General features: G+C 72.5%; 19 protein-coding genes. 13 read left to right on the forward strand and 6 right to left on the reverse strand.

Going from position 1 to position 18989, the window contains the following annotated elements:
- Positions 1-27: 27 nt before the first annotated feature.
- Both def and ACFZDL_RS07635 read right to left on the reverse strand, forming a co-directional pair.
- Complete coding sequence (gene def / locus ACFZDL_RS07630; RefSeq protein ID WP_353596520.1) at positions 28-681, reverse strand: peptide deformylase; 654 nt, start codon at positions 679-681, stop codon at positions 28-30.
- A gap of 216 nt (positions 682-897) precedes the next feature.
- Positions 898-2400, reverse strand: a complete 1503-nt coding sequence (locus ACFZDL_RS07635) for an aminopeptidase P family protein (RefSeq protein ID WP_353596528.1) — start codon at positions 2398-2400, stop codon at positions 898-900.
- Between the two features lie 385 nt (positions 2401-2785).
- On the opposite strand from ACFZDL_RS07635, the gene ACFZDL_RS07640 reads away from it, so the two are divergent.
- From ACFZDL_RS07640 to ACFZDL_RS07670, 7 genes are all read left to right on the forward strand, one after another.
- Positions 2786-3967 (forward strand): MFS transporter, encoded by a 1182-nt coding sequence (locus ACFZDL_RS07640; RefSeq protein ID WP_353596519.1) that lies wholly within the window; start codon positions 2786-2788, stop codon positions 3965-3967.
- A 66-nt stretch (positions 3968-4033) separates the two neighbouring features.
- Positions 4034-4882, forward strand: coding sequence for a cupin-like domain-containing protein (locus ACFZDL_RS07645; protein ID WP_353596527.1), 849 nt, complete (start codon positions 4034-4036; stop codon positions 4880-4882).
- Positions 4879-6138 (forward strand): aminotransferase class I/II-fold pyridoxal phosphate-dependent enzyme, encoded by a 1260-nt coding sequence (locus tag ACFZDL_RS07650; protein WP_353596518.1) that lies wholly within the window; start codon positions 4879-4881, stop codon positions 6136-6138. The genes ACFZDL_RS07645 and ACFZDL_RS07650 overlap by 4 nt, the downstream gene beginning before the upstream one ends.
- Complete coding sequence (locus ACFZDL_RS07655; protein WP_353596517.1) at positions 6138-7235, forward strand: aldolase/citrate lyase family protein; 1098 nt, start codon at positions 6138-6140, stop codon at positions 7233-7235. Before ACFZDL_RS07650 ends, ACFZDL_RS07655 begins: the two co-directional genes overlap by 1 nt.
- Positions 7222-8148 (forward strand): acetaldehyde dehydrogenase (acetylating), encoded by a 927-nt coding sequence (locus ACFZDL_RS07660; RefSeq protein ID WP_353596516.1) that lies wholly within the window; start codon positions 7222-7224, stop codon positions 8146-8148. Before ACFZDL_RS07655 ends, ACFZDL_RS07660 begins: the two co-directional genes overlap by 14 nt.
- Positions 8145-9164: a 4-hydroxy-2-oxovalerate aldolase gene (gene dmpG / locus ACFZDL_RS07665; RefSeq protein WP_353596515.1), complete on the forward strand. Its 1020-nt coding sequence runs from the start codon at positions 8145-8147 to the stop codon at positions 9162-9164. The genes ACFZDL_RS07660 and dmpG overlap by 4 nt, the downstream gene beginning before the upstream one ends.
- The gene (locus tag ACFZDL_RS07670) at positions 9161-10171 is read left to right on the forward strand and encodes an ornithine cyclodeaminase family protein (protein WP_353596514.1); all 1011 of its coding nucleotides are present in this window, start codon (positions 9161-9163) and stop codon (positions 10169-10171) included. Before dmpG ends, ACFZDL_RS07670 begins: the two co-directional genes overlap by 4 nt.
- Before the next feature lies 1 nt (position 10172).
- On the opposite strand, the gene ACFZDL_RS07675 is transcribed toward ACFZDL_RS07670, so the two are convergent.
- Positions 10173-10664 (reverse strand): MaoC family dehydratase, encoded by a 492-nt coding sequence (locus ACFZDL_RS07675; RefSeq protein ID WP_353596513.1) that lies wholly within the window; start codon positions 10662-10664, stop codon positions 10173-10175.
- Between the two features lie 95 nt (positions 10665-10759).
- Between ACFZDL_RS07675 and ACFZDL_RS07680 the strand changes: the two genes are divergently transcribed.
- Complete coding sequence (locus tag ACFZDL_RS07680; protein WP_353596512.1) at positions 10760-12124, forward strand: hypothetical protein; 1365 nt, start codon at positions 10760-10762, stop codon at positions 12122-12124.
- Positions 12125-12171: 47 nt separating this feature from the next.
- Here ACFZDL_RS07680 and ACFZDL_RS07685 read toward each other — a convergent pair whose 3' ends face one another.
- A complete protein-coding gene (locus tag ACFZDL_RS07685) occupies positions 12172-12765 on the reverse strand; it encodes an XRE family transcriptional regulator (RefSeq protein ID WP_353596511.1) in 594 nt (197 codons plus the stop codon).
- A gap of 87 nt (positions 12766-12852) precedes the next feature.
- On the opposite strand from ACFZDL_RS07685, the gene ACFZDL_RS07690 reads away from it, so the two are divergent.
- The gene (locus tag ACFZDL_RS07690) at positions 12853-13386 is read left to right on the forward strand and encodes a GNAT family N-acetyltransferase (protein ID WP_353596510.1); all 534 of its coding nucleotides are present in this window, start codon (positions 12853-12855) and stop codon (positions 13384-13386) included.
- A gap of 85 nt (positions 13387-13471) precedes the next feature.
- Positions 13472-14761 carry a zinc-dependent alcohol dehydrogenase gene (locus ACFZDL_RS07695; protein WP_353596509.1) on the forward strand — a complete coding sequence of 430 codons (1290 nt, stop codon included), beginning with the start codon at positions 13472-13474 and terminating at the stop codon, positions 14759-14761.
- Positions 14762-14889: 128 nt separating this feature from the next.
- Here ACFZDL_RS07695 and ACFZDL_RS07700 read toward each other — a convergent pair whose 3' ends face one another.
- Together ACFZDL_RS07700 and ACFZDL_RS07705 are read right to left on the reverse strand one after the other, a co-directional pair.
- Positions 14890-15081, reverse strand: a complete 192-nt coding sequence (locus ACFZDL_RS07700; RefSeq protein ID WP_353596508.1) for a DUF2795 domain-containing protein — start codon at positions 15079-15081, stop codon at positions 14890-14892.
- Positions 15082-15192: 111 nt separating this feature from the next.
- A complete protein-coding gene (locus ACFZDL_RS07705) occupies positions 15193-15690 on the reverse strand; it encodes a DUF2267 domain-containing protein (RefSeq protein WP_353596507.1) in 498 nt (165 codons plus the stop codon).
- Between the two features lie 154 nt (positions 15691-15844).
- Between ACFZDL_RS07705 and ACFZDL_RS07710 the strand changes: the two genes are divergently transcribed.
- Genes ACFZDL_RS07710 through ACFZDL_RS07720 form a run of 3 tightly spaced genes read left to right on the forward strand, consistent with a single transcriptional unit; the run spans position 15845 to position 18984 of the window.
- A complete protein-coding gene (locus ACFZDL_RS07710) occupies positions 15845-16660 on the forward strand; it encodes a methyltransferase domain-containing protein (protein WP_353596506.1) in 816 nt (271 codons plus the stop codon).
- A gap of 48 nt (positions 16661-16708) precedes the next feature.
- Entirely contained in the window at positions 16709-17212 is a 504-nt protein-coding gene (locus ACFZDL_RS07715) for an NUDIX domain-containing protein (RefSeq protein WP_353596505.1), read from the forward strand.
- 56 nt (positions 17213-17268) lie between these two features.
- A complete protein-coding gene (locus ACFZDL_RS07720; protein WP_353596504.1) occupies positions 17269-18984 on the forward strand; it encodes a GAF domain-containing protein in 1716 nt (571 codons plus the stop codon).
- The last annotated feature ends 5 nt before the right edge of the window (positions 18985-18989 follow it).

Raw genomic sequence — 18989 nt, forward strand, 5'->3', positions numbered from 1 at the left:
ACGCCCATGTGTCGTCTGGGACAGGGTTTACCGGTCGGCGGCGCCCGGCAGCGGGAAGCCCAGGGCGCGGGCCGCGTCGGCGGGGGTGGGCTGGGACCACAGCTCGGCGACGGACCGCGCCGAGGCGAGCGAGCGGGTCTCGGCCCGGTCGAGGTAGAGCGTGCCGTCGAGGTGGTCGGTCTCGTGCTGGACGATACGCGCGGGCCACCCCGCGAACTCCTCGTCGAGCTCGCGCCCCCGCTCGTCCTGGCCCCGCAGCCGGATCCGCTCGGGACGGGCGACCACGGCCTGCCACCCGGGCACGCTGAGACAGCCCTCGTAGAACGCGGCCCGGCGGCCGGGGTCGCCCACCGGCTCGTACGAGGGGTTGACGAGCACCCGGAAGGGCAGCGGCACCCGCCCGCGCGCCTCACGCACCTCCGCGCTCACCTCGGCCGGGTCCTCGATGACCGCGATCCGCAGCGGAATGCCGATCTGCGGGGCGGCCAGGCCGACCCCCGGCGCGGCGTGCATGGTCTCCCGCATGGCCCGCACCAGCCGGTCCAGTTGCCCGGCGGACAGCTGCCCCTCGTACGGAAGGGCGGGCCGGCGCAGGACCGGGCGGCCCGCGGCGACGATCGACAACGGGCGCGGGCCGGCGAGGAGTTCGTCGACGAGTTCGGGCAGCGGGGTGGTCGGCATGGGGACAGCCTGGCAAGGTCCTGGCCGCCGCGGCAAACCGAATGTGGTGGAAGGCTGAACAATTGGGGGCCGTGATCCGTACTGCCCGGCGAGCCTTCGGAGAACCCACGCCTCCGGGGGCTCGGGCCGGGCCGTTTCGGCTCGGACCGGCTGCCGCTCCGCGGTGACTCTCCCCGTTGTGCGCTGCGGGGCGGCAGCCTCGCCCTCGGGCGGGCGTCAGCCCCTCAGAGCGGCCATCCAGGCCTCGACCTCGTCCGCCTGCCGCGGCAGGCCGGCCGAAAGGTTCTCGGTGCCGTCCGCGGTCACCAGGATGTCGTCCTCGATCCGCACCCCGATGCCCCGGTACTCCTCGGGCACGGTCAGGTCGTCGGCCTGGAAGTACAGCCCGGGCTCGACGGTGAGCACCATCCCGGGCTCCAGCGTGCCGTCGACGTACATCTCGGTGCGGGCCGCGGCGCAGTCGTGGACGTCGAGGCCGAGCATGTGGCCGGTGCCGTGCAGGGTCCAGCGGCGCTGCATGCCGAGTTCGAGGGCCTTGTCCACCGACAGGTCGCCGAGCAGGCCCCAGGCCACCAGGCGCTCGGTGAGCACCCGCTGGGCGGCCTCGTGGAAGTCGCGGAAGGCGGCGCCGGGCTTGACGGCGGCGATACCGGCCTCCTGCGCGTCGTACACCGCGTCGTAGACCTTGCGCTGGACCGGGGTGAAGCGGCCGCCGATGGGCAGGGTGCGGGTCACATCCGCGGTGTAGAGGTTGCGGGTCTCCACGCCCGCGTCGAGCAGCAGCAGTTCCCCGGGGCGGACCGGGCCGTCGTTGCGCACCCAGTGGATGGTGGTGGCGTGCGGGCCGGCGGCGCAGATGGAGGCGTAGCCGACGGCGTTGCCCTCGACGCGGGCGCGCAGGAAGAACGTGCCCTCGACATAGCGCTCGGAGGTGGCCTCGGCCTTGTCGAGGACCTTGACCACGTCCTCGAAGCCGCGCGCGGTGGCCGCGCAGGCGAAGCGCAGATCGGCGATCTCGAACTCGTCCTTGACCCGGCGCATCTCGGAGAGGAAGACGCGGAACTCCTCGTCGCGCTCGGCGGTCACCTTGTCGTGCAGGGCGGCCTCGACGCCGGTGTCGTAACCGCGGAGCACCCGGACCGGGCCGGTGGCCTCCTTGAGCCGGTCGGCCAGTGTGCGGACGTCCTCACAGGGCAGGCCGAGGAGCTTCTCGTTCTCGGTGAGGCTGTTGCGCCGGCCGTCCCACAGCTCGCCCTGCGCCGAGAGCCAGAACTCGCCGTTCTCACGGTCGGAGCGGGGCAGCAGATACGCGGTGGCCGTGTGGCCGCCCTCGTCGTGCGGCTCCAGCACCAGGACGCCGTCAGCGCACTCGGCGGGCCGGTCGCCGGTCAGGTAGACGTAGTCGGAGGAGGGGCGGAAGGGGTAGTCCGTGTCGTTGGCGCGGACCTTCACCCGGCCGGCGGGAATCACCAGGCGCTCGCCGGGGAAGCGGGCGGAGAGCTCGGCGCGGCGGCGGGCGGTGTGCTCGGCCTGCGGGACGGGCTGGAGGTCGTGCCGCTCGGTGTCGGCCCAGCCCTGTTTCATGTTCTCGGCGAGCTCGTCGCTCACGCCACGCGTCAGGCCGTTCTTGCGGGGCTTTAAGGTCTCGTCCTGCTCGCCCTCGGGGCCCTGTGGGGCCTGGAGCTCGGGCTCCTGGCTCTCGGACGTCCGCTCGGTCACGACTGCCTCCTCGGTCGAATCGGTCACAACCACCTCCTGAATCGCATGCGGCCGGCAGCCATCGTATGGGGGACGGGGCCGGGACGGGCTTCGACGAGTCAGGCACCCGAAACCCGCGCCGGCCATGGCCCTCGGTCCCGGATACCGCCGCACCCATGGCCAACCGGGTGACGGCCCGCCTATTATGACGATTCGCTGTATTGCGCGGGGGCACGGGGATCGGCACAGTCAATGCGGAACAATTCGTTCCTTGATCTGTGGCGTTCCTCAGGTTTTCCGGATCGAGATCGTCAGTAATTTTTCGGAATGGCCGTTTCGCACTGACGGGGGCAGGGTGTCCGAAGGCACATCGAGCTCGAATTCCGGGCCCGGGTCCTATTTCCGATTGCTACGGGCGCCCGGCGCCGCCGCGCTCGCGTTCTGGGGGATGGTCGGCCGATTCCCCATCGCCATGCGGTCCCTGAGCTGTGTGATGCTGATCTCCTCGGTCACCGGTTCGCTGGCGGACGCCGGGACGGTGGCCGCGGCCATGCTGGTCTCGCAGGGGGTGGCCAGCCCGGTGCTGGGGCGGCTGGCCGACCGGCTCAGCCAGCGGCGGGTGCTGCTCACCGCGTGCCTGGCGCACACGGTGGGGATGGCGCTGCTGCTGGTGTCGATCCTGCTCGAGGCCCCGCTGTGGCTGCTGATCGTCCCGGCGGTGGCCACCGGGTGCGCCTCGGTCTCGTTCACCTCGTTCATGCGGGCGCGGTGGGCGGCGATGGCCGACCGCGGAGCGCTGCGGACGGCCTATGCCCTGGAATCCATGCTGGACGAGACGATTTTCCTGCTGGGGCCGCTGCTGGTCACCGCCCTGGCCTCGGCGGTGCACCCGGCCGCGGGCCTGATCGCCTGCGCGGTGCTGACCTTGACCGGCTCCATCGCCGTGGCGCTGCACCGCCGCTCCGAGCCGGCGCCCGAACCGGCCCCGGGCCATGGGCCCGAGCGGGCGATCGCGGTGCCCGGGGTGCGGGTGCTGATGGTGTCGTACGCCGGGATGGGGTTCCTGCTCGGCGCGGTCGACGTCACGATGATCGCGTTCGCCCAGGAGCGGTCGGCCTCCGGTCTTGCCGGTGTGTTCCTGTCGCTGACGGCGGTCGGCAGTCTGATCGCCGGGGCGGTCTACGGGGCGGTGAACTGGCGGCTGTCGCAGGCGCGGCTGCTGTCGATCACCACCTCCGTGCTGACGCTCGGCGTGGTCCCCCTGGCCTTCGCCGACTCCTCCCTGGTGATGGCCCTCCTCGCCGTCGTCGCGGGGGTGGCCATCTCCCCCGGGCTGATCGCGGGCAGCACGCTGCTGGAGTCGCTGGCCCCGAAGGGTTCCTTGTCGGAGGGGTTCTCATGGCTCACCAGCGCCGGTGCCCTCGGCATCGCCCTGGGCACGGCCGTGGGCGGGCGGTTGGCCGACCCGGGCGGCTTCGAGCAGGCGGCCTGGGCGGCGGTCGGCGGCGGGCTCCTCGCCATGGGGCTGAGCCTGGCGGGACAGCCGGCGCTCCTGAGGACGAGGCCCGCCCCGGAAGCGGCCCAGTGAACCAGGTTTTGGGAACAACGACGTTACGAGAGCGATGAGGACTGAGTTGTGAGCACAGCACATCACATGTCCGAGCGGGAGGGACTCGGGGGATTACCGGTTCCCCGTCTCTCGTTCGACGAGTTCATGGCCTTCGGGCGGCGGGCCCTCATCCGGGCGGATGTCCCCGTGGTGATCAATTTACCGAAAGGCGCCCGGGGCCTGGGCGAAGAAGGCGTGGCCGAGCGCCTGGGAAACATGAAGGTGACCCTGTTCACCGAGCCGAGCGACAAGCGGAATTCGCGGCGCTGGACCACCCAGGAGATCCGGCTCCGCGAGTTCTTCGACGACGACCGATACCGCACCGACCCCGGCACCTGGCACCGTATCGTGTCGAACATCCGCAACAATCCGGCCGATGTCGACGCGATCCTCGGCTTTGACGCCGAGGAACTGTTCGGCTACCAGCGCTCGTTGAACGCGGCCAACCTGTGGATCAGCCACCGCGGAGTGTTCACCCAAAGCCACTTCGACGAGCTGGAGAACTTCAACATAGCGCTGGAGGGCCGTAAGCGGTTCGTCCTGGCGCCCCCGGGATTCCGGGAGTACTACCCGAGGTCGGTGGCGCGCGGGTTCGGCGACAAATCGCAGGCCTTCGACTTCGACGAGGTCGACCGGCGGCGCTTCCCCAAGCTCGTCGCCAAACTGGCCCAGCGCCGGGAGCTGGTCCTGGAGCCCGGACAGATGCTCTACCTCCCGCTCGGCTGGTGGCACCAGGCCGAGTCGCTGGACGAGATGAACATCAACATGAACTTCTGGCTGCGTGACGCGAAGATCTTCCGCAGGCCGTATGTGCTCGGCGTCGCGCTCTACACGGCCGCCTACCGCAAGCTCAAGGGCGTCTACAACTACCAGCCCGCCGAGGCGGCGTCATGACCGGGCGCAAAACCATTCACCCCACGCACCGATACCGCGACAACGACAAGGCCGTCGGCATCGGAAACGGCTTCTGGGACCTGTCCGAGCGCAGCGGTCTTGCCGGGATCGTGGCCGAACTCGAAGACGGCAGGCCCGGCGTGCTGCACACCGCGGACGGCCATGAATTCACCAACTTCACCTGTTGCTCCTATCTCGATCTGGACTCACACCCCAAGGTCATCGAGGGCGCGGTCGACGCGCTGCGCCGGTTCGGCGTGCTGGACCACTGCATTCCGCGCAGCCGGGTGCAGATCCCGGCGCTGCTGGAGCTCGAGGCCTCGCTCGGCGAGCTGTTCGGCGCCGATGTGGTGGCCGCGATCTCGGCGGGCGTCGCCAGCGCCGGGCTGCTGCCGCTGATCGCCTCCGGACATCTGGGCAACGGAGTCAGACCGCTGATGGTGTTCGACAAGAACTGCCATGTGTCGATGGCCGGGGCCAAGCCGGCCTGCGCCGACGAGACGGAGGTGGTCACCTGCGGCCACCACGACCTCGGCTTCCTCGAGGACATGTGCAGGCGGTACGAGCGGGTCGCCTACGTCGTGGACGGCTCGGACAGCCTGGGCGGATACGCGCCGGTGCGGGAGCTGGCCACGCTGCAGGACAAGTACGGCCTGCTGGTGTACTACGACGACTCGCACTCCCTCTCGGCGTACGGGGAGCGCGGCATCGGCTACATCCGCTCGCACTGCCCCGCGCTGGACGAGCGGACGATCACCGTCGCGACCCTGAACAAGGCCTTCGGGACCAGCGGCGCGGCGATCCTGCTCGACGGCTGTCCGAAGGAGACGCTGCGCGTGGTCGAGCGGTTCGCGGGCGCCCTCAGCTACTCGCAGCCGATGAACACGGCCGCGGTCGGGGCCTCGCTGGCCTCGGCGGAGATCCACCGCACCGAGGAACTGACCGGTCTCCAGCGGCGGCTGCGGGCCAACATCGAGCTGTTCGACAGCCACATCAAGACCGAGCAGACGGGGACGACCTTCCCGATCCGTCTCGTGCCGATGAGCGACGAGACGGTCATCGAGGCGGGCCGCCGGGTGTACCGGGCCGGGTTCTATGTCTCCCCGGTGTTCTTCCCGATCGTTCCCCGGGGCACCGCGGGCCTTCGGGTGATGCTCCGCGCGGGCCAGACCGAGGAGCAGATCCGCGGGCTGTGCGCGGCCCTCGTCGAGGTGGGCGTCCCGCAGGCGGCCCCGGTGCCGGGGGAGGCAACCTGATGACACTGACACCGCCACTGCCACCGCCGCTACCGTTGCCGCTGACGCCGGCGGGCACCGCCCGGGCGATCCCGCGCTCCGTCCTGTACACGCCCGCGCTGTCGCTTGACCGGGTGGTGGGGGCCTGGTCCTACGACGCCGATGTGCACCTGATCGACCTGGAGGACGCCGTTCCGCTGCCGGAGAAGGCCGCCGCGCGCAGGGTGTGCCGGGCGGCGCTGGAGAAGGCGCCGGAGCCCGCGAACGCCGCCGTGCGCATCAACGAACTGGGCACCATCGAGGCGGTGCACGATCTCGTGTTGCTCACCGAATGCCCGGTCAAGCCCGGCTTCATCGTGATGACGATGGTGAAGTCCGCGGTCGAGGTGGAGCTGGCGCGCGCCACCCTCGCCTCGGCGGGGGTCCGCCCCGAGATCTATGTGACCGTGGAGACCCCGGCCGCCGTCGCCGGTGTCGACGCCATCGCGGCGGTCGCCGACGGACTGATCCTCGGCTCGGCGGACCTGGCCGCCGCCCTGGGCATCGAGATCAGCTGGGCGGGCCTGCTCGCGGCCCGCCAGGCGATGGTCCTGGCCGCCGCCCGGCACGGCACCGCCCTGATCGACACCGCCAACTTCCGGCTGGCCGAGCCGGAAACGCTGGCGGAGGAGATCGACCGGGTGCGCGAACTGGGCTTCCACGGCAAGGTGACCGTGCACCCGAGTGAACTGGGCGCGATCAACCGGGCCCTGCGGCCAGACCCGGCCGGGCTGCGGCTGGCCCGGCGGGTGACCGAGGCCGTGCGGGCGGCGGACGGCGGGATCGCCGTCCTGGACGGGAACATGGTCGGCCCGCCGTTCGCCCGGATGGCCCGCGCGACGGTGGCGCGCGGGGACGCCTGGGCCGAGCGGTTCGGCCGGGGCGGCGGTGCGGAAGGCGTGGACCGTGCGGGTGGTTCCGGCGGCACCGATCGCAGTCAGGGCGGTGCCGGCGGCACCCGGGGCGACGGCCTGACCGGCGGCCCCGGCGGCCCCGGCGGTGTCGGTGGCCCCGGTGGCCCCGGTGGCCGCAGTGGCTCCGGTGAAGACGGCGAGGAGGCGGGCCATGACCGTCGCTGAGCACGCCACCGCCGGGCCCGGCACCGTCCCGCCCATCACCGCCGCCGTCATCGGCACCGGGGCCATCGGCCAGGACCTGGTCGGCAAGGTCCACCGCTCCACCGTGCTGAACTGCGGTCTGGTGGCCGGGCGCAACCCCGAGTCCGCCGGGCTGCGGTACGCCGCCGGGCTCGGCTGCCCGACCACGGCGGAGGGCATCGACGCGATCCTCGCGGCCCCGCGCCCGTTCGACGTGGTGTTCGACGCCACCAACGCGACCTCGCACGCCGAGCACTGGCGGCTGCTCCAACCGCTGGGCACCCTGCTGATCGACCTGACCCCCAGCCGGGTCGGCCGGATGGTGGTGCCCACGGTGACCGGGACCCGCCCGCCGGCCGGGCGCAACGTCAGCCTCATCAGCTGTGGTGGACAGGCGTCGATCCCGATCGCACACGCCCTCGCCCACCGGTTCGAGGTGGAGTACATCGAGGCCGTCTCCACCGTGGCCGGCACCATCGCGGGCCGGGCCACCCGGCTCAACCTCGACGAGTACATCGCCACCACCCAGCACGCCCTCACCGCGTTTTCCGGGGTGCGCGACACCAAGGCGATCCTCAACATCAGCCCGGCCGTACCACCGGCGCCCTTCCGGACCGCCGTCCACGCGGTCGTCCCCGGGGCCGACGCCGCGGCGGTGCGCGCCCTGGTCGACGACGCGGCGAAGCGGGTGCGGGCGCATCAGCCCGGGTACGAGGTCATCGCCTGCACGGTGACCGGCGACCGGGTCATGGTCTCCCTGGAGATCACCGCCGACAGCGACGTACTGCCCCGGTACGCCGGAAACCTGGACATCATCAACTCGGCCGCCATCCTGGTCGCCGAGCAGCACGCGGCCCGGCTCGCCCCGGCCGCCCGGGCGGGGGTGGGCCGATGAGGTCCGTGGTGATCCACGACCCCACCTTGCGCGACGGCCAGCACGCGGTGCGGCACCAACTCGGCGTGGCGGCGTTGCGGGGGTACGCCGAGGCGGCCGACGCGGCCGGGGTCCCGGTGGTGGAGGTGGGCCACGGGAACGGCCTGGGCGCCTCCTCGCTCCAGGTGGGACGGGCGGCCGTCAGCGACGACGAGATGCTGTCGACCGTGCGGGAAGCCCTGCGGCACAGCAGAATGGGGGTGTTCATGCTGCCCGGCTGGGGCACCTCCGGCGATCTGCGCAAGGCGGTGGCACACGGCGCCGATGTGATCCGCCTCGGAGTGCACTGCACCGAGACCTCGCTGGCCGAGCGCCATCTCGGGCTGCTGGCAGAGGAGGGCGCGGAGGCACACTGCGTACTGATGATGAGCCACATGGCCACCCCCGCCGAACTGGCCGAGCACGCCGCGCGCGCGGTCGGGTACGGGGCACGGGCGGTGGGCATCATGGACTCCGCCGGCCACTTCCTGCCCCAGGACGTCACCGCGCGGATCGGCGCGATGGTCGAGGCCGTCGGGCCCTTGGGCATACCGGTGATCCTCCACGGGCACAACAACCTCGGCATGGCCGTCGCCAACTCGGTGGCCGCCGCCGAGGCGGGGGCCGGGATCATCGACGGCTGCGCGCGCGGCTTCGGTGCCGGGGCGGGGAACACCCAGCTCGAGGTGGTGGTGCCGGTGCTGGAGCGGACCGGCTTCCGGACGGGCATCGATCTGTACGCGCTGCTCGACGCCGCCGAGTTCGCCGAGCGGGAGCTGATGCCCGCGCCGCCGGTCACCGGCTCGCTGTCCATCGTCAGCGGTCTGGCCGGGGTGTTCTCCGGGTTCAAACACCAGGTGCTCGACCACTGCGGGCGGGCGGAGGTCGATCCGCGGGATGTGTTCTTCGAACTCGGCAGGCGCCAGGCCATCGCCGGGCAGGAGGACCTGATCGTGGACGTGGTGGCCGAGCTGAGCGGCCGGAAGGCCACCACATGACCGGGCCGGTGACCATCGGCGCACGGGACATGGCGGGCCGGGACCGGCTGGTGAGGGTGATCGACGCGCTGGCCGAGGTGTTCGCCGATCTGTCGGCGGGCCGGACGCGGTCCCCGGCCCGGACGATCATCGAGCACGGCGCACACGTCCCGCGGCGGCAGTTGCTGGCCGGAACGGCGGTCTGGGAGCGGCGCGGGGTGGGCAGCGTCAAGATCACCACGCTCACCCCGGACAACCCGGACCGCGGCCTGCCGCTGATCCACGGCGTGGTCGTCCTGACCGACCTGGCCACCGGGCGGATCACCGCGCTGCTGGACGGCGCCGAGCTGACCGCCGTCCGCACCGGCGCCGTGGCCGGTCTGGCGACCCGTCTGTGCGCCCCCGAGGACGCCGAGGAACTGGCCGTCCTCGGCGCCGGGGTGCAGGCGCGGGCGCTGGTGCGGGCCGTGTCCGCGGTGCGCCCGATCCGCTCGGTCCGGGTGTTCTCCCGCACCCGGGCCCGTACGGAGGCGTTCGCGGAGTGGATCCGCGCCACAGCGGGCCAACCGGGCCGCCCTGCCCGGGTCTCGGTGTGCGACACCGCACGGGACGCCGTCGCAGACGCCGCGGTCGTCTGTACGGCGACCTCGACCGACGGCCGGACACCGCTGGTGGCGGCCGACTGGGTGGCCCCCGGGGCACATGTCAACGTGATCGGCGGAACCCACGAGGACGCGATCGAGGTCGACCCGGCGCTCCTGGCGTCCGCGTTCGTCGTCGTGGAGGAGCGGGCCGCCGCGCTCGAGGACGCGGGCGAGGTGCGGGCCGCGCTGGCCGGCGGGCTGATCGGCGTCGCCGACCTGCATGAACTGGGCACGCTGGTGACCGGGGCGACCGGGGCGACCGGGGTGACCGGGGTGACCGGGGCGGACGGCCGGACCTCGGTGTTCCGCGGGGTGGGCATGGCCATCGAGGACACCGCCGCCGCGGCCGCGCTCCACGAGGCCGCGGGCGCGGAGGCGGGATGAGTCAGCCCGTCTCGCGGCAGCGCACCATGAAGGACCGCTCGAAGACGATGACGGTCTCCCCGGTCGACTTGGCGCCGGTGGTCTCCACCGTGACGATCCCCTGCCCCGGCCGCGACCTGGACAGCCGCTTGCCGAGGATACGGCTGGTCGCGTAGAGCGTATCGCCGACGAACACCGGCTCCCTCAGGCGGACCTTGTCCCAGCCGAGGTTGGCCACCGCCCGCGCGGACAGCGCCTGCACGGTCATACCACCGACCAGACACAGCGTGATCCCGCTGTTGACCAGCACCCGCCCGTACTCGGCGCCCTCCCCGTAGGCCCGGTCGAAGTGCAGCGGGTGCTGGTTCATGGTCAGCAGGGTCAGCCAGGTGTTGTCGGTCTCGGTGATGGTCCGGCCCGGCCAGTGCCGGATCACCATGCCGGGCTCGAAGTCCTCGTAGTCCCCACCGTGCTCTTCGACGTACTCGTTGTCCCCGACCCGGCGCAGCGTCATGACGCCAAGGGTAACGGCGCCGACTATGCTGACGTTTCGCCAAGTCACGTTCTGCGAAGGCGATGTGGGATCTGCTGGGATGCGGGGGAAGCCGGATGGGCGCGCTCGAGGACATCGGCACGCAGGGGGCGTCGGGACACCCGTGGTTCGGGCGCCACCGGCTGAAGCCCGTAGTGCCCGCGGACACCATCCGGGAGATGCTGCGCACCGAGATCCGGGACACCGGCTGGCCGCACCAGCCACTGCTGCCCGCCGCTCCCATCGCGCTGCCGCGCGCGTCGTACGCCGAGCTGTTCCGCGCCACCGCCGCGCTGCTCGACCTGGTGCGCCGCACCGCCCTGGAGTCCGCGCCCACCACGGACGGCAGGCTGGCGGCATATCGCATGCCGGCGAGCGAACACCAGTTGTTCCTGGCCGACCAGTTCGTCGAGGAGCGCTACGCGGACTGTGTGACCCGGCCGGACATCGTGATCGGGCCGAACGGGCCGCGTTTTCTGGAGTTCAACGTCAGCGGGGCGCTCGGCGGGCCGGTGGAGACACACTGCCGCCTCGAGGTGTGGCGCAAGCTCTACGCCGATGACGCGGGCCGGTTGCCGTTCGGCTACCAGGACCCGTTTACCGTACGCGCCGAGATGTTCCGGGGGCTGTGCGCGGAGCTGGCCGTGGCGCCCCGGGTGGCCCTGGTGGGCAGCGCCCGCGACCAGGGCGTGGAGTCCACCCGGTACTTCGACATGGAGGCCGACCACTTCAACGGCCACGGGCTGACGGCGCGCTTCTTCGAACCCGAGGATCTGCACGAGGCCTGGGACTGTCCGCCGCGGCTGCGCTACCCGCTGGGGTTGCGCAACTTCACCATCCCGGACTGGGCCGAGCTGGGCATCGACACCGCGCCCGTACAGGCCGCGCTGGCAGGCGGCTGTCTGCTGGTGTCCACCCAGACCTCCACGTTTCTGTCCAGCAAGCTGACCATGGGCCTGCTGTCGGAGGGGCGGCCGTGGATGAGCGCGGCGGAGCGGGCCCTGGTCGACAGATATCTGCCGTGGACACGCGTCCTGTCCCACCGGTGGACGAGCCGGGGCGAGCGGAGGGTCGACCTCGTCCCCTTCGCCGTGGACAACCGGGAGCTGCTGGTGCTCAAGGAGAGCATCGGGATGAGCGGCAAGCAGGTCGTCATCGGCCGGGAGACCGGCCAGGCGCAGTGGGAGGCGGCGGTGGCCACGGCCGCCGGGACGGGCACCAGCGTGGTGCAGGAGTACGTGGCGCCGCGCAGCTGCCGGCTGGCGATGGTCGCCGACGGCGCCGAGGAGCCGCATGACGTCGATGTGGCCCCGGTGTTCGGGCCGCTGCTGTTCGGCGGCCGCCCGGCGGGCATCTTCTCCCGGTTCTTCGGCGACGGCACCGCCGGGATCGTCAGCGTCCTGGGCACCAACAGCTCCGACGACTGCGTGGTGGCCGTCTAGGTCACGTCCAGGTCCTGTCCGGGACCCAGGCGCGTGGCCGCGCCACCTCAGCCGCCCGAGGGGCGGGCCCGTACGTGCATCCGCTCGCCCTGCGCCCCGAAGAGGCTCAGCACCTCGACGGGCCGGTCGCCCGCACTGGCGAAGCCGTGGGGGACACGGGTGTCGAACTCGGCGGCCTCGCCCGCGGTCAGGACCAGGTCGTGCTCGCCCAGCGCGAGACGCAGCCGGCCGGAGAGCACATAAAGCCACTCGTACCCCTCGTGCACCTTCTGTTCGAGCCGAGTGCCCTCGGGTGTCTGCCCGGCGGGCAGGATCATCTTGTAGGCGTGCAGCCCGCCGAGGTGGCGGGTCAGTGGCACGAAGACCCTGCCGTGCCGGGTGAAGGGCTGGGGATGGATGCGGGGATCACCGGTGGCGGGCGCGCCGACCAACTCGTCCAGCGGCACCTGATAGGCCTTGGCCAGGGGCAGCAGCAGCTCCAGGGCCGGTTTGCGCTGCCCCGACTCCAGCCGCGAGAGGGTGCTCACCGAGATCCCGGTCGTCTCGCTCAGCTGGGACAGCGTGGCGCCACGCGCCTGGCGCAGCGCCCGCAGCCGCGGCCCCACACCCGTCAGCACATCGGTGAAATCCTCGTCCGTCACCCTTCTATTTGCCGATCCGGCAACCGGCTTTGTCAAGCTGTCGAAATCCCGCTGCACCGCCCGCCCGCCGGATGTGACGATGGCGTCATGGCCGATATACGCACCGCACACACCTCCGACCTGGATCTCGCCGTCCTCAAGGCGGCCCGCGCCCTCCTCGACGATGTCTTCGAAGGCGATATGAGCGACCACGACTGGGACCACGCCCTGGGCGGCATCCACGCCCTGGCCTGGGAGGACGGCGAGCTGATCGGCCACGCGTCGGTGGTGCAGCGGCGGCTGCTGCACGGCGGGCGGGCGCTGCGCGCGGGCTATGTGGAGGGCGTCGGGGTACGGGCGGACCGGCGTGGCCGCGGACACGGCGCGGCCATGATGGCGGCGCTGGAGCGGGTGGTGCGCGGCGCCTACGACCTCGGCGCGCTGGGCTCCAGCGACGAGGCGACGGACTTCTACGCGGCGCGCGGCTGGCTGCGGTGGCAGGGGCCCACCTCGGTGCTCACCCCCGAGGGCGTCCGGCGCACCCCGGACGAGGACGGCGGAGTCTTCGTCCTCCCGGCCCAGACCTCCCTGGACGTGTCCGCCGAGCTGGTCTGCGACTGGCGCGACGGCGACGTCTGGTAGCGCGCGGGCCCGGCTGTTTCCCCCGCTCCCCCCTGGGCACCCCGGTAAGCCGGGAACCATCCTGTCGCCCAGGAAGAGAGCAACCATGAAAGCTGTCGTATGGCACTCCGTCGGCGACATCCGCCTCGAGGACGTGCACCAACCCAAGATCCAGGACGCGTATGACGCGATCGTACGGATCACCACGTCGGCGATCTGCGGCACCGATCTGCACTTCGTACGCGGCACCATGACGGGCATGCGGGAGGGACGGATCCTCGGGCATGAGGCCGTGGGCATCGTCGAGGAGGTGGCCGGCGGGGTGCGTAACTTCCGCCCCGGTGACCGGGTGGTGATCCCCTCCACCGTCGCCTGCGGGGTGTGCAGCTACTGCCGGGCCGGCTACCACGCCCAGTGCGATCAGGCCAACCCCAACGGGCGGCTCGCGGGAACCACCTTCTTCGGCGGGCCCGACCCGGCCGGCGGGCTGGACGGGCTGCAGGCGGAGTACGCCCGGGTCCCGTACGCGCACACCGGGCTGGTCCCGCTGCCCGACACGGTGGACGACGCCCAGGCCATCCTGCTCTCGGACATCTACCCGACCTCCTGGTTCGGGGCCAAGCTGGCCGAGGTGAGCACGGGCGACACGGTCGCCGTACTCGGCGCGGGCCCCGTCGGACAGGCCGCGGTCGCCTGCGCCCGGCTGTGCGGGGCGGGCCGGGTCATCGTCGTCGACGGGGTCGTCGACCGGCTCGAACTGGCCCGGCGGCAGCACGCCGAGACCGTCGACTTCAACGCCGAGGAGCCGGTGTCCGCCGTCCGCGAGCTGACCGGTGGCATCGGCGCGGACCGGGTCATCGACGCCGTCGGCATCGACGCCGCGTGCCCCCACCACGGCCCCGCGGCCGACAACCTGGCCGGGCAGCGGGAGGAGTTCGCCCACGAGGTGCGGGAGACCGCCCCCGAGCAGAACCCCGACGACCAGGGCACCTGGCGGCCCGGCGACGCCCCGTCGCTGGCCACCCGCTGGGCCATCCAGATGGCCGCCAAGGCCGGCACGGTGGGGATCGTCGGCGTCTACCCGCCCGAGGCGCAGCACTTCCCGATCGGCGAGGCCTTCCAGAAGAACCTCACCGTCAAGATGGGCAACTGTCACCACCGCCACTATCTGCCCCATCTGGTCTCGATGGTCGCCTCCGGCGAACTCGACCCCTCCCCGCTCATCACTCACTGGTCGGGGACCCAGGACGCCATCGAGGCCTACCGCGCCTTCGACCGCCGGGAGCAGGGCTGGACCAAGGTGGCCCTGGGCATCGGCGGCCCCGGCAGCGTGGCCCCGGGCCACGGCCACAGCGCGGGCACGGGCGCGGCCACCACGGCGGGTGCGCACGGCTGACCGGCTGGCCGGACGGCTGTCCTCCGCCACCGCTGATCTCCGTCCTCGCCCCTGACCCCGCCGCACGGGGTCAGGGGCGAGGAGCGTGTGCAGCGGCAGCCGTGGCTGCCTCCGCGCGCCGTCGGGCGCTAGGACCCGTAGAGCTCCTTCTCGACCTCGTTGGGGCCCTCGTACCGGTCGCGTTTCAGATGGGAGATCTCCTCCACGATCTTCTTGTCGGCGCGGTTGTCCTTCGCGACCCTGGTCAGGGACTCCCGGTCGGCCGGGTAGCTGGCGCCCTTGAGGGCCTTCTGCACGTCCGTGGGCCTGGTCTCGGCCATGGTGATCCTCCAGAGTGTGCGTTCCGACCCCGCTTCAGGGATCGATCGCTCCCCAGTACCCTCACGCGGTGGGGTCAACCCGGACATAACGCCTCAACCGGGGCGGGCTCATCACGCGGACCCACGCTGCGGGCGGGAGCCCTGTTCCCTCCGGCCCCGTTCCTCCCGGCCCCGCCGGTCTTCGAGCGCCCGCGCTTCCGGCAGCAGCTCCCGAATGTCACCCGGCAACGCCTTGTACAGCCTCTCCATCAGCTCCGGGCTCACCGCGGAGTCCAGCACCTCGAAGAACACGCTCGCCTCCCGGATCGCCTCGTCCTCCGACGTCCGCGCGCGCCAGGCGATCCGCCCCGCGAAGCCGGTGAGGTCGAACCGTTCGCCGTGGTCACGCCGGTAGGTCCGCTGCGCGGGCGACGCCTCGTGGGACGCGGCCACCCGCCGCATGGGCTCGGCCGCCTCGGCCGGGAGCTGCGCCGCCATGTGATCGGCCAGGCCGTCCGGGATCCGCTCGGCAAGGGTCTCGAGCGTGGCGCGCACCGCCCGCTCCGCCGACTGCCGGTCGGGCAGTTGCGCCAGCGCCTGAACCTGCCTCGTCAGCTCTTCGTAGCGCATGATCAGCACCCCCAGCGTCGCGTTGTCGGCATCGTCAGCCGAGTGCCCACGCCCGCCCCCGCGAACCGCCGGCGGGCCGTCATACGCCCCTTGTTAACGTCGGACACAGCCGCACACGAGGGCAAGGCCGAAGAAGGACGAGAGGGAGCAGAGGATGGCCCGAGCGCCGCGCATCGAACTGGACTCACCGTCACCCGAAGCGGTGGACGGCCGTCAGATCAGAGCCGTCGCCTTCCAGGCCAGCCGCCTGGAGTACGTGGGAAGAACCCTGCGGGGCGTCGGACTGACCGCGGCCGGGAGCCGGGCCCTGGTGGTGGGGAGCGGCCGCGGACTGCTGGCCCGCGGACTGGCCGGGCTGGGATTCGACGTCCTCGCCGTCGACCCCTCCGCGTCCGCGACGGCGCTCGCGCGGGAGGCGGGCGAGCGTGAAGCGGGGGAGCGGGGATCGGACGAGGGAGCGGGAGGGGAGCGGGAGCGCCTTGCCGTCCGGTACGAAACCGCGCCGCCGGAGGAACTGGGCGTCGCCGACGCCGCGTTCGACCTCGTCTACTGCGCGGACACCTTCGAGGTCACCCCGGCCCTCGACCGGGTCCTGGCGGAGGCGTCCCGGGTGCTCGCGCCGGACGGCGTGCTGGTCTACGACACCGTGAACCGCACCCCGCTGTCCCGGCTGATCTACCTCCTCGCCTTCCAGCGCCTGCCCATGACCCGGATCATGCCGCCCGGGCGCTACGCCGCGGCCCGGCTGCGCACCCCCGCCGAACTGACGGAGGCGCTGCGCCGCCACGGCCTGCGCAACGAGGACGTCTGCGACTTCCAGCCCCGTGATCCGCGCGGCCTGGTCAAGGCCACGATGGCGCGTCGCCGCGGCCGGATCACCGACGAGGAGATCCCGCCCATCGTCGACTTCGTCCTGGCCCCCGACGCCCGGCCCCAGGTCACCTACCTCGGCTACGCCCGCAAGGGCTGATCCGCCGCGGCGCGGCCTGGTGGGCGGGCGCAGCGCACACTGGGCACTGTGACGGCAAAGCGAAGCGCCGGAATCCTGCTGTTCCGCGGGGTGGGGGCGGCCCGGACGGGCGCGGCGGAGACGGACCCGGCCCCCGTGCCGCAGGTCCTGCTCGGCCACATGGGCGGGCCCTTCTGGGCGCGCAAGGACGAGCGCGCCTGGTCCATTCCCAAGGGCGAGTACGAGCCGGACGAGGCCCCGGAGGCCGCGGCACGCCGGGAGTTCCAGGAGGAGCTGGGCCTGCCGCCGCCCCCGGGCGACCTCCTTCCGCTCGGCTCCGTCCGGCAGACCGGGGGCAAGGTCGTGACGGTCTGGGCGCTGGCGGCAGACCTCGATCCGCGGCAGGTCACCCCGGGCACGTTCGAGATGGAGTGGCCCAGGGGGTCCGGGCGGCTTCAGGCCTTCCCCGAGGTCGACCGGGTGGCCTGGCTGGATCTCGCGCAGGCGCGGCAGAAGATCGTGGCCAAGCAGGGGGTCTTCCTCGACCGCCTCGAGGAGCTGCTGCGCGGCTGACAGCGTTCGCCCCTCCGCGGTGCGCGGCTACCGTAAGGAGTGGGAGGTCCGTGGGCATGGGTAGCGCGAGGAGCTCCAGGAATCCGCCCCGGCTGCGGCTCGACGAGCTGCTGGACGAGCTGCGGCTGCGCATCGACGCGGTGCGGGGGACGCAGGACAGGGTGCACAGCCTGCTGGAGGCCGTGCTCTCGGTCGGCCGGGAGCTGGATCTGCCGCAGGTGCTGCGGCGGATCGTCGAGGCGGCCGTGGTGCTGGTGGACGCCGAGTACGGCGCCCTCGGCGTGATCGGCGAGGACCGGCGGCTGGCGGAGTTCCTGACCGTGGGCGTCGACGAGGGGCAGATCGCTCGGATCGGGGCGCTGCCGTGCGGCCACGGCATCCTGGGCGAGCTCATCCGCCGCCCCCAACCGCTGCGGCTGGCCGAGCTGTCCGAGCACCCGGCCTCCTACGGCTTTCCGGCGGGGCATCCGCCCATGCGCTCGTTCCTGGGGGTGCCCATCCGGGTGCGGGACGAGGTCTTCGGCAATCTCTACCTGACGCAGAAGCGGAGCGGCGAGGAGTTCGACGGCGAGGACGAGACGGTGCTGTCCACCCTCGCCGTGGCGGCCGGCGTGGCCATCGAGAACGCCCGGCTGTACGAGGAGGCCCGGCACCGCCAGCGCTGGCTGGAGGCGAACGCGGAGGTCACCCAGGGGCTGCTGTCCGGGGTGGACGAGACCCGGGTGCTGGGGCTGATCGTCGGGCACGCCCGGCGCCTGCTCGCGGCGGACCTGGGGGTGCTCGCGCTGCCGGTCGAGGGGACCGCCGACCTCCAGATGGCGCTCGCGGACGGCATCGACGCCGAGGCGCACCGCGGTCTCGTGCTGCCCTGCCGGGGCTCGTTCGCGGGCGCCGCCTTCCTCGAGTCCGAGGCCGTCACCAGCGTCGACGTCGAGAACGATCCCCGGATCACGCTGGGGCCCAAGCGCTGGACGGGCCTCGGCCCCGCGGTGGCCGTTCCGATGCGGACCAGCGAGGGGGTCCAGGGGGTGCTGTCGCTGGCCCGGGCGGCGGGCAGCGCGCCCTTCACCCCCATGGAGACGGACATGCTGCTCGGCTTCGCGGGTCAGGCCGCGATCGCCATGAAGCTGGCCGAGCGGCGGCGCGACGCCGAGCAGCTGGCGCTGCTGGAGGACCGCGACCGGATCGCCCGCGATCTGCACGACCTGGCCATCCAGCGGCTGTTCGCCGCGGGGATGTCGCTGCAGTCGACCGTGCGCTTCGTCCACCACCCGGAGGGCTCGGAGCGGCTGTTGCGGGTGGTGGACGACCTGGACGACACCATCAGGATCATCCGGTCGACGATCTTCGGTCTGCGGTCGCACGAGGCGGGCCCGGCCGCCCAGGGGCTGCGGGTGCGTACGGCCAGGACGGTCGAGGAGGCCGTGCCCGCGCTGGGGTTCACGCCCTCGCTGCGCACGGAGGGGCTGGTCGACGCCGATGTGCCGTACGACGTCGCGGACGACGTGGTCGCGGTGCTGGCCGAGGCGCTGTCCAACATCGCCCGCCATGCGCGGGCCCGCGGCGCGGAGATCTCCCTGGCCGTCGGGTCCGGCCGGCTGACCCTCACGGTCACCGACGACGGGGTGGGCCTTCCGGAGGGCGGGCGGCGCAGTGGGCTGCGGAACCTCACCGAGCGCGCCGGGAAGCGCGGCGGTGAACTGGCGTTGGAGGTCCCGCCGGGCGGCGGCACGCGCCTGGTGTGGAGCGTTCCGCTGCCGCGGGACGCGTGACGGGC

Origin of the sequence: Streptomyces sp. NPDC007917 (assembly GCF_042959105.1) — a bacterium.
GTDB lineage: Bacteria > Actinomycetota > Actinomycetes > Streptomycetales > Streptomycetaceae > Streptomyces.